Origin of the sequence: Mesorhizobium sp. M7A.F.Ca.CA.004.06.1.1, from assembly GCF_003999135.1 — a bacterium.
GTDB lineage: Bacteria > Pseudomonadota > Alphaproteobacteria > Rhizobiales > Rhizobiaceae > Mesorhizobium.
Map to the genome: position 1 here is coordinate 1 of NZ_RZPQ01000193.1, position 8,610 is coordinate 8,610.

An 8,610-nucleotide genomic window follows, 5' to 3' on the forward strand; every position below is an offset into this window, starting at 1 on the left:
CGATGGTTCTGTAGGGGTTCAGACCGTCCGCGCCGCCATCCAGGGCCAGGCGCGGGTCGAAATTGCGGACTTCGTCCTGCAGATTTCCAATGTCTTCGGTGGTTATATAGGGAGGGTTTGCGGCGATTACATGGTACCGGCCGAAAACTTTTTCGAACCAGTCCGACTGCAGCGCCGTGAACCGGTCTGCAAGACCCAGTTTCCCGGCATTACTGGCCGCCGTCGCCAGCGCACCTGCGGACAGATCGACGCCGGTGGCGCTAGCCGTCGGTACGACGCTGAGCAGCGCCAGCGCAATGGCGCCGGTGCCGGTGCCAAGATCGAGGATGCGGCACCCGCCTTCCCGCGCCGCAACTGCCTTGACGAAGGGCAATATCGCCTCGACCAGCGTTTCGGTATCCGGCCGCGGCTCCAGCGTTTCCGGCGACAGCGACAGGCGCAAACCGTAGAATTCACGATAGCCGAGGATGCGATGCACCGGTTCGCCGCCAGCGCGGCGTCTCAGGGCGGCATCGATTTCGGCAACAATGCCGGCGCCGAGCCTGCGTTCAGGGTCCGCAATGGCTTGCGTGCGCGTCGTGCCCGAAAAATGCTCGACGATCAGCCGCGCATCGAGCGCCGGGTCGTCGACAGTGGTGCCAAGCCGGGCCCACGCTTCCCGCAGCAGCGGGCCGAGTGCGTCGGGCAGGTCAGTCATCGATGCCGATGTCGGCGAGCAATTTCGACTGGTGATCGGCAATCAGCGCGTTGATGATCTCGTCGAGTTCACCCATCATCACCCGGTCGAGCTTGTAGAGCGTCAAATTGATGCGATGGTCGGTGACGCGGCCTTGCGGGAAATTATAGGTGCGGATGCGCTCCGAGCGGTCACCGGAACCGACCTGCGACTTGCGCGATTCGGAACGCTCCTCGTCGGCCTTGCCGCGCTCCAGATCATAGAGCCGGGCACGCAGGATCTGCATGGCCTTGGCGCGGTTCTGATGCTGCGACTTCTCCGCCTGCACGACCATGATGCCGGTTGGCAGATGGGTGATGCGGACGGCCGAATCGGTGGTGTTGACGTGCTGGCCGCCCGAACCCGAGGCGCGCATCGTGTCGATGCGGATGTCTTCGGCCCTGATGTCGATGTCGACCTCTTCGGCTTCGGGCAGCACCGCGACGGTTGCGGCCGAGGTGTGGATGCGCCCGCTGGCCTCCGTTGCCGGCACACGCTGCACGCGGTGCACGCCGGATTCGAATTTCAGATGCGCAAAGACGCCTTTGCCCGACACGGTGGCGATGATTTCCTTGAAGCCGCCGGCGTCGCCATCGCTGGCCGAGGCGGTTTCGAAACGCCAGCCGCGTTCGGCGGCGTAGCGCTCATACATGCGAAACAGGTCGCCGGCGAACAGCGCGGCCTCGTCACCGCCGGTGCCGGCGCGGATTTCGAGAATGGCGTTCTTGTCGTCGGCGGCATCCCTGGGCAACAGCAGGATCTGGATATCCTTCTGCAATGCCTCGATGCGCTCCTCGATCTCCGGCAACTCGGCCTCGGCGAGCGCCCGCATCTCGGCATCGGTGCCCTTGTCGGCAAGCATGGCTTCCAGATCGGCCTGTTCACGCTCGGCCAGGCGCAATGCCCTGACCTTGGCCACCATATCCTGGATTTCGGCATATTCGGACGCCATGCGCACATAGGCATCCGGCGCCGGACCAGCCGACATCTGCGCTTCGAGCATCTCGAAACGCTTGACGACTTGATCCATACGATCGCGGGGCAAATTGACCATGATGAGGCTGCTACAATGGGATCGAACGGTCGTCGGCAAAGGCCTGCAGCAGCGCCCGCATCGGCAAGCCCTGTGCCGGAGCCATCAGATTGTCGTCGAAAAACGCCTTCAACTCGTCCAGCGGCAGTTCCGTCAGCATCGCCTTGACCGGACCGATCGAGGCCGGCGACATCGAGATCGAACGGAAACCGAGGCCGATCAGCGCCATCGCCGAGATCGGCTTGCCGGCGAGTTCGCCGCACAGCGTCACCGGCGTATTGTTGCGGACGCCGGCATCGGCGATCTGCTTGAGCACACGCAGGAACGGCGCCGACAGCGTGTCGAAGCGGTTTGCCAATTGCGTGTTGCCACGGTCGACGGCCATGACGAACTGGAACAGGTCGTTCGAACCGACCGAGACGAAATCGACCGCCTTCATCAATTCATCGAGCTGGAACAACAGCGACGGAACTTCCAACATCGCGCCCAGCTTCAGGCTGGTCGGCAAATGATGGGCAAAGCGCGACAAATGCCGCACCTCGCGATCGATGATCTCGCGTGCCTGGGCGATCTCGCCCAGCTCGGTCACCATCGGCAGCATCAGCTTCAATTCGCGGCCGCCGCTGGCCTTGAGCAAAGCGCGGATCTGGGTGCGCAACAACCCCGGCCGGTCAAGCGTCAGGCGAATCGCCCGCCAGCCAAGCGCCGGGTTCTCTTCCTGGATCGCACCCTTGAAATAGGGCAGCACCTTGTCGCCGCCAATGTCGATGGTGCGGAAAGTGACCGGCTTGCCGCGCGCCGCTTCGAGCACGTCGCGGTACAGCTTTTCCTGGGCTTCGGCCCGGGGAAATGTCGAGGCGACCATGAATTGCAATTCGGTGCGGAACAGGCCGATGCCCATGGCGCCAGCCTCTTGCGCCGCTTCGATTTCCTCAAGTGAGCCGATATTGGCCGCGATCTCGATGATCCTGCCGTCGGCAAGCTTCGGCGTCACCGTCTTGAAGATGGTCAGGCCGGCGCGCTCCTTTGCCGCCGCTTCGACGCGGCCGGCGAAATCGGCGCGGGTCGCCGCGTCGGGGTCGATGATCACATGGCCGGCATTGCCGTCGAGCGCGACCTCTCGCGCGGTGCGCAAGGCATTGATCTGGCCGCCAAGGCCGAGCACGGCCGGAATGCCGTGCGAGCGCGCGATGATGGCGATGTGCGAAGTGGCGCCGCCATGGCCGCACACCACGCCGCCGATACGCTTCAGCGGCGCGCGTGCCAGATCCCAGGCACCGATGTCGTCGGCGATCAGGATAGCGCCTTCGGGGATGTTTTCGAGGCTGATATCGTCCTGCCCCAGCAACACGAGGCAGATCTGCCGCCCGACCGCATGAACGTCGTCCGTCCGGGCGTTGAGATAGTGATCGTCGACCGCGCTGAATTCGGCGGCAATGGTGGAGGCGGCGGTGATGACGGCGGAGACCGCGTCATTGCCGCCCTTGATCAGGCCCTCGGCCTCACCAGTCAGGCTGTCGTCGGCGGCGATATCGCGCAGCGCAGCGACGATGCCGCGGTCTCCAGCCGACAGGCTGTCCTGCGCCAACGCAAGATCCATGCGGGCCTGGACCGCGCCGACGGCTGTGCGGAACCTGTCGATCTCGCCTTCGATCTCCTCGGCCCGCAACACGCGGCCCCGTCCGGCGATATCGGGTGGGAAATGCGCAAAGGCCGGGCCGATGGCGAAACCTTCGCTGGCGGCCACGCCACGCAGGCGGTTTGCCCCGTCAGGAGCCGCCGGCACGAATCCGGGCGCGGGTGCCGCTTCCTGCCCGGCATCGTTCGCCGGGCTCTGCGCTTCCGCTTCATCATCGAGGCCGGCCCGCGGATTCTCGAGGTAGCCGATCAGCGCCTCGAGCGCCTCGATGGCATCGGCGCCATTCGCCCGCACCGTGACTTCCTGGTTCTCCTTGACCGCCAGCAGCATCAGCTTGACCGAACTCTTGGCGCTGACCGCCTTGCCGTCCTTGACCAGTTCGACGTCGGATTCGAAGCCCTTGGCGAGCTTCACGAACCGCGTCGCGGGACGGGCGTGCAAACCTTCATGCACTCGGACGATGGTCGAGCGTTCCATGGCAAATACTCTGGTTTTGGGCGCCGCTCCCAACATAGGCCGCGGCGCGAATGCTGTCAGGCGGCGATGGTGATGATCGCCCCGGTCTTCAGTGCGGCCACGAGCGCTTGCGGGTCGACTTGCGACGCGCAGATCTCGCCGGGCCTCTCGGCCTCCGTAGCGCCGTTGAACGAAATGACGACATGGCCCATTTCCAGCACCTTGCTCCACGCGCTGGAGCCGACCGCTGTGATAACAGCGGCAACCGGGCCGAGGGTGATCGAAGCGCCCTTGGCGGGCGCTCCGTCACTTGGCCCCTGCTCCGCCTTGTGGAGCACCGAAACCTCGGCAAGCTCCGGCGGCGAGCCATCCGCAAACAGGATGACCACGCCCCCTTCGGCAAGGTCCGCCACTTCGGGGCCGATGGCAGTGACCCGTGTTCTCAGCAGAACCGTCATATGGCGAACCTCTTCTCTACTTTTCCTAGAGCGGTGAACCGCTCTATCTCTTTGTTTTGACGCAATTTCCAAAGGAAAGCATTATGCGCTTTTCCCGGAATTGCCTTAGAACACGATCAGGCTGACGACCCAGGCGATCAGCACCGAGACCGGCCCCATGATCTGGCGGCTGATGAGCACCGCCGGAACGCCGATTTCGATCGTCTTAGGCTTGGCCTCACCGAGCGCCAGGCCGACCGGGACGAAGTCGCAGCCCACCTGGGTATTGTAGGCAAACAGCGCCGGCAGTGCCATCGCCGGCGAAATCGTGCCGTTGGCGATCTGCGGGCCGATGATGGCAACGCCGATGACCTGCGCGATGACAGCGCCTGGCCCGAGGATGGGCGAAAGGAACGGCAGGCCGCAGATCGCCGAGATGATCAGCAGGCCGACGATGTTGTTGGCCAGCGGACCCATCGGCTGCGCCAGCACATCACCGATGCCGGTATACAGGATCAGACCGATGAGCATGGTCACGAACGCCATGAACGGCAGCACGTTGCGAATGACCTGATCGATGGTGCGACGGCCGGCATTGAAGAAGATGCCGACGATACGTCCCATGACGCGGCCGATCGTGCTGATGAGCCCGATCAGCCCACCTTCGCTCGGCAGCGGCTGTGGTGCCGCGGCCGCATTGTTGCTTGAACTCATCGCTGCTGCTCCCCCTGCAGTCGTGACCGTTTCGGATCCGTCCGCCATTGTGATGTTGGCCGGCTTCACGCCCGAAACGTAGATGTCCTCGGTGATGAACTGGGCCAGCGGTCCGGACTGACCGACCGGCGTCAGATTGACGGTCGGGATGCGCTTGCGCGGATAGACGCCGCATCGTGCGGTGCCGCCGCAGTCGACGACGACAACCGCCATCTCGCTTTCGATCGGCGGCGCCCTGAAGCCGTCGACGGCTTCGCCACCGGTCATGTCGGCGATAAGCTGCGCCACCGGGTGAATGCCACCACCGGTGACGGAAACAACCTTGCTGCGCTGTTCGGTTGGCTCGATGACGAGCGGGCCGCCCCAGCCGGTTTTGCCCTGGGTGATCCTTACGGCTTTGTATGTCTTGGCCATGATGTCCTCCCCGCCCTTACAGCTCGACGCCCTGGCGGCGTGCCATGATCGCGGTGATGCGTTCGGTCAGCATGCCCTTGAGCAGGATGACGACGAGGCCGACGATGGCGTACCAGATCGCCACCTTGACGTGGTAGCCGGCGACGACGACGCCCTTCTTTTCCAGCTCCAGCAGCGCGACGAGAATGCCGCCCCAGACGAAATACTCGCCGGGATTGATGTGCGGGAACAGACCGAGCGGCGGGTGCACATAGGACACGGCCGCGTCATAGAAGGCCGGCTTGTGCTTTTCTTCCAGGAACGATCCGAACGTATAGGCCATCGGATTGGTGAGGAAGAACACCGCCAGCAGCGGCAACAGCGTGTAGCGCGTCAGCGCGATCCGGCCGGCGCCGCGCGCCAGACCATGCACGCGCTCTTCACCGACCAGTTCGGTGACGGCGTAGAAGGCCGTCATCAGCACCACCAGCGTCGGAATGATGCCGGTGACGAAGCCGGCGAAGACCTCGCCGCCCTTCTGGAAGATGCCGATGAAATACTTGCCGATGGCGGTCAGCCAGCCGAGCTGCTCTTCCTGCTGGACGTCCTTCAGCTTTTCCTTGAACTGATCGACGGTGATCGGTCCGCTGTCCGCTTGTGCGAGGACAACGAGATGGTCGGAGGCATGCTCGACTGCGAGCTTGCCATGCAATGCGGCATCCGAGACCATGGCACCTGCGACATGCAGATTGTGCACGGCCATGTCGGCATGCTGCGCCAACAACGAAAATACAGACATTTCTCCTCCTTATGCCACCCGCCAGTTGATCCCAGTCGGTGCGCGGCGTCCTCTATCCCTCTGATTTAGAGCCCGAAATCCTCCGGCTCTAAGCCCTTGCTACATTCAAACCGGACAGGCCCGGCTTCTTCCCCGGCTCCGACCGTGTCTTGTCGATCTGCTCGATCGCTCGTTTCACGGCCTCGGCCACACCGGGTTCCCCCTCCCCCATGATTGCAGGGTTGGACCGGAGTTTATCGAGGGGAACACCCTCGAACTCTTCATGTCTTTTGAACTTGGTGAAGACGGAACGGCCGCTCATCACCATCAGGCGGCGCACGACCAGATCGGGCGTCACCACGACGAGCGCGATGGTGCCCTTGGCCAACCGGCCGCGAAAATTGCCGGCTCCGACGAAGCCGTCCTTGTACTGGTCGGTGACGCCCCTGAAGACATCCGAATAGTGCCGCATCTGCAGCCAGACGCCGAGCGACTGCAGCGCCCACACAATAACCAGCAGAAGCAGTCCCCACTGCCAAATCGCCATTCGGTTCTCCTCCCGAAGCCTCAGTTGAACCGCACCTTGGACCGGCGCGTGACAACAGCAAAGTGAGAACATTTGTTTCCGAGAATGTCAATATGTATGATATTGGCCTCGGCTGCGGTCATCCACAAGGGCGCTGACCGATTTCGGCGGTGCCACCGTTGTGCTAGGCTGACCGGGAAACAGGATACGAGGAACATGGATCTGCCCTTCAGGGACGAACTGGCCTTGATGCCCGATCTTCGCCATCGGCTGCGGCAGTTGCGCTGGTTCCGCGCCACCTTTCGCGGCAGCGCGAAGGTGGTCTCGGACACGTTCGGCGTGCGCTTCGAGATCGACGAGGCCAAACTCACCAGGGCCTTTCTGGACTGGGTCGAGATCATGGAGGCGCAGAAGCGCTTCGCCGCGATCGACCGCGCCGACTTCATCGTCTTTGCCGCCGGCCTCGTGCTGCGCGAGTTGATAAAACAGGCGCCGGCAAAAGAAATCTCCGGCCTCACCCAGCTGATCGAGACAGAAACGAACGCCGGCACGCTGGAAATCGTCCGCTTCTGGCCGGAGGGTTTCCTCTACACCAACTACTGCGTCTCGGTGATTTCGGCGATCCACGAGCAGGAATTCGGCACGGCACCCGGCATCGACAAATGCGCCGACGATTTGCGCACATGGTGGTCCTATCGCGAGAACGTGACCGAGATGCCGGCCTATGCGGTGGCTTTCCTCGACCGCTTTCTCGGCGCCGAGCCGAACTGGATCACCCCGGATCGCGCGCAGTCCCGGCAAGCCATGCAACGGGCGCTCGGGTCTTCCCGTGCGAGCGATGCGTTGCGCCAGCTTTGAGCCCGCTCTTCGCGCCCTCAAAACGCACGCGCTATTGAACATTTGACTTTTTGCCGATAGCGATGTGCGAAAATTGACTCGAGAGGGAAACGCGTGGCGCCACCAAGGCCTATTATTTTCGATTGCGACGGCGTCCTTGTCGACAGCGAGCCGTTGGCCGCCCGCGCCTATGAGCGCGTCTACGAAAAGCACGGCATGCCCGGTGTCAACACCAGCATCATCGCCCAATGCATCGGCATGAAGCAGTCCGATATCATCGCGAGGATCAAGGATTTGACCGGCCACCAGTTTCCGGCGGCGGCGGACGGCGACATCTGGGCCGAGACCAAGGTGCTGTTCTCGCAGGAATTGAAGCCGACACCGGGAATCACTGCGTTTCTGGAGACGCTCGCGGGCGACCGCTGTGTCGCCTCGTCCTCCTCCGTCGAGCGCATAAACCACAGCCTTGCCGTGACCGGGCTGGCGCGTTTCTTCGGCGATGCGATCTACAGTTCCTCGATGGTAAAGAACGGCAAGCCCGCGCCGGACATCTTCCTCTTCGCGGCGGACAAGATCGGCGCCAATCCCGTTGACTGCATCGTCATCGAAGACTCGCCCTTCGGCATCCAGGGCGCGGTCGCCGCAGGCATGACGGCGATCGGCTACACCGGTGGCGGCCATACCTATGCCGAGCACGCCGCGCGGCTGACAGCTGCCGGTGCCGATTTCGTCTGCGCCGACTGGCAAGAAGTTAGCCGGCAATTGGCTAGGTTTGGTGTGCCGGCCTAGTTTAGACGATACTTTGTGAATCCACGGCTGGCCCATTCGCCAGGCGGCACCAATGAGCCCACACGGAAGTTGAAGGACAGGACCCTCGTCGCATCGGCGTCGACTTCGCATCGGAAATTTAGGTTGTACCAGGCGTTTCTGGTGCTGAAGGCGGCCTGCGGAGGATTGAGAACATTGCCTTTGTCCAGCGTAATGGTTGGCACCCATTTGACCGTATAGTCGGCACTTTGCAGTTCCCGGCTGAGGACATTGCCGCAAAGGGTGGCCACGCGTTGACCGCGCGGGACATTCTC

Annotated in this window: 10 protein-coding genes; 2 read left to right on the forward strand and 8 right to left on the reverse strand. The window is 63.1% G+C overall.

The features are described 5' to 3' along the window. The 7 genes from prmC to EN906_RS14065 form a co-directional block, all read right to left on the reverse strand. On the reverse strand, positions 1–697 hold a 697-nt coding region (prmC, locus tag EN906_RS14035), incomplete at its 3' end, for a peptide chain release factor N(5)-glutamine methyltransferase (protein WP_127375220.1). After that, complete coding sequence (gene prfA / locus EN906_RS14040; RefSeq protein ID WP_127266723.1) at positions 690–1,769, reverse strand: peptide chain release factor 1; 1,080 nt, start codon at positions 1,767–1,769, stop codon at positions 690–692. The genes prfA and prmC, both read right to left, overlap by 8 nt. A gap of 10 nt (positions 1,770–1,779) precedes the next feature. Further along, a complete protein-coding gene (gene ptsP, locus EN906_RS14045; protein WP_127375221.1) occupies positions 1,780–3,864 on the reverse strand; it encodes a phosphoenolpyruvate--protein phosphotransferase in 2,085 nt (694 codons plus the stop codon). 56 nt (positions 3,865–3,920) lie between these two features. After that, complete coding sequence (locus EN906_RS14050) at positions 3,921–4,301, reverse strand: PTS glucitol/sorbitol transporter subunit IIA (protein WP_013529330.1); 381 nt, start codon at positions 4,299–4,301, stop codon at positions 3,921–3,923. Positions 4,302–4,406: 105 nt separating this feature from the next. Continuing rightward, positions 4,407–5,408 carry a PTS glucitol/sorbitol transporter subunit IIB gene (locus EN906_RS14055; RefSeq protein WP_027038062.1) on the reverse strand — a complete coding sequence of 334 codons (1,002 nt, stop codon included), beginning with the start codon at positions 5,406–5,408 and terminating at the stop codon, positions 4,407–4,409. A 16-nt stretch (positions 5,409–5,424) separates the two neighbouring features. After that, positions 5,425–6,186, reverse strand: coding sequence for a PTS glucitol/sorbitol transporter subunit IIC (locus EN906_RS14060; protein WP_013529328.1), 762 nt, complete (start codon positions 6,184–6,186; stop codon positions 5,425–5,427). 88 nt (positions 6,187–6,274) lie between these two features. Further along, the gene (locus EN906_RS14065) at positions 6,275–6,712 is read right to left on the reverse strand and encodes a transcriptional regulator GutM (RefSeq protein WP_127269447.1); all 438 of its coding nucleotides are present in this window, start codon (positions 6,710–6,712) and stop codon (positions 6,275–6,277) included. A gap of 195 nt (positions 6,713–6,907) precedes the next feature. Between EN906_RS14065 and EN906_RS14070 the strand changes: the two genes are divergently transcribed. Then, a complete protein-coding gene (locus tag EN906_RS14070) occupies positions 6,908–7,549 on the forward strand; it encodes a hypothetical protein (protein WP_024503716.1) in 642 nt (213 codons plus the stop codon). A 93-nt stretch (positions 7,550–7,642) separates the two neighbouring features. Then, positions 7,643–8,317 carry an HAD family phosphatase gene (locus tag EN906_RS14075; RefSeq protein WP_127269448.1) on the forward strand — a complete coding sequence of 225 codons (675 nt, stop codon included), beginning with the start codon at positions 7,643–7,645 and terminating at the stop codon, positions 8,315–8,317. Here the strand turns inward: EN906_RS14075 and EN906_RS14080 are convergent. Further along, positions 8,314–8,610, reverse strand: a 297-nt coding sequence (locus tag EN906_RS14080) for a DUF930 domain-containing protein (protein WP_127375222.1), incomplete at its 5' end; no start/stop codon positions are given. The two genes, EN906_RS14075 and EN906_RS14080, sit on opposite strands and share 4 nt — an antisense overlap.

Bases quoted from the DNA above. Each gene is read 5' to 3' on its own strand.
- prfA (WP_127266723.1), bottom strand. From the start codon at position 1,769: ATGGTCAATTTGCCCCGCGATCGTATGGATCAAGTCGTCAAGCGTTTC.
- ptsP (WP_127375221.1), bottom strand. From the start codon at position 3,864: ATGGAACGCTCGACCATCGTCCGAGTGCATGAAGGTTTGCACGCCCGT.
- EN906_RS14050 (WP_013529330.1), bottom strand. From the start codon at position 4,301: ATGACGGTTCTGCTGAGAACACGGGTCACTGCCATCGGCCCCGAAGTG.
- EN906_RS14055 (WP_027038062.1), bottom strand. From the start codon at position 5,408: ATGGCCAAGACATACAAAGCCGTAAGGATCACCCAGGGCAAAACCGGC.
- EN906_RS14060 (WP_013529328.1), bottom strand. From the start codon at position 6,186: ATGTCTGTATTTTCGTTGTTGGCGCAGCATGCCGACATGGCCGTGCAC.
- EN906_RS14065 (WP_127269447.1), bottom strand. From the start codon at position 6,712: ATGGCGATTTGGCAGTGGGGACTGCTTCTGCTGGTTATTGTGTGGGCG.
- EN906_RS14070 (WP_024503716.1), top strand. From the start codon at position 6,908: ATGGATCTGCCCTTCAGGGACGAACTGGCCTTGATGCCCGATCTTCGC.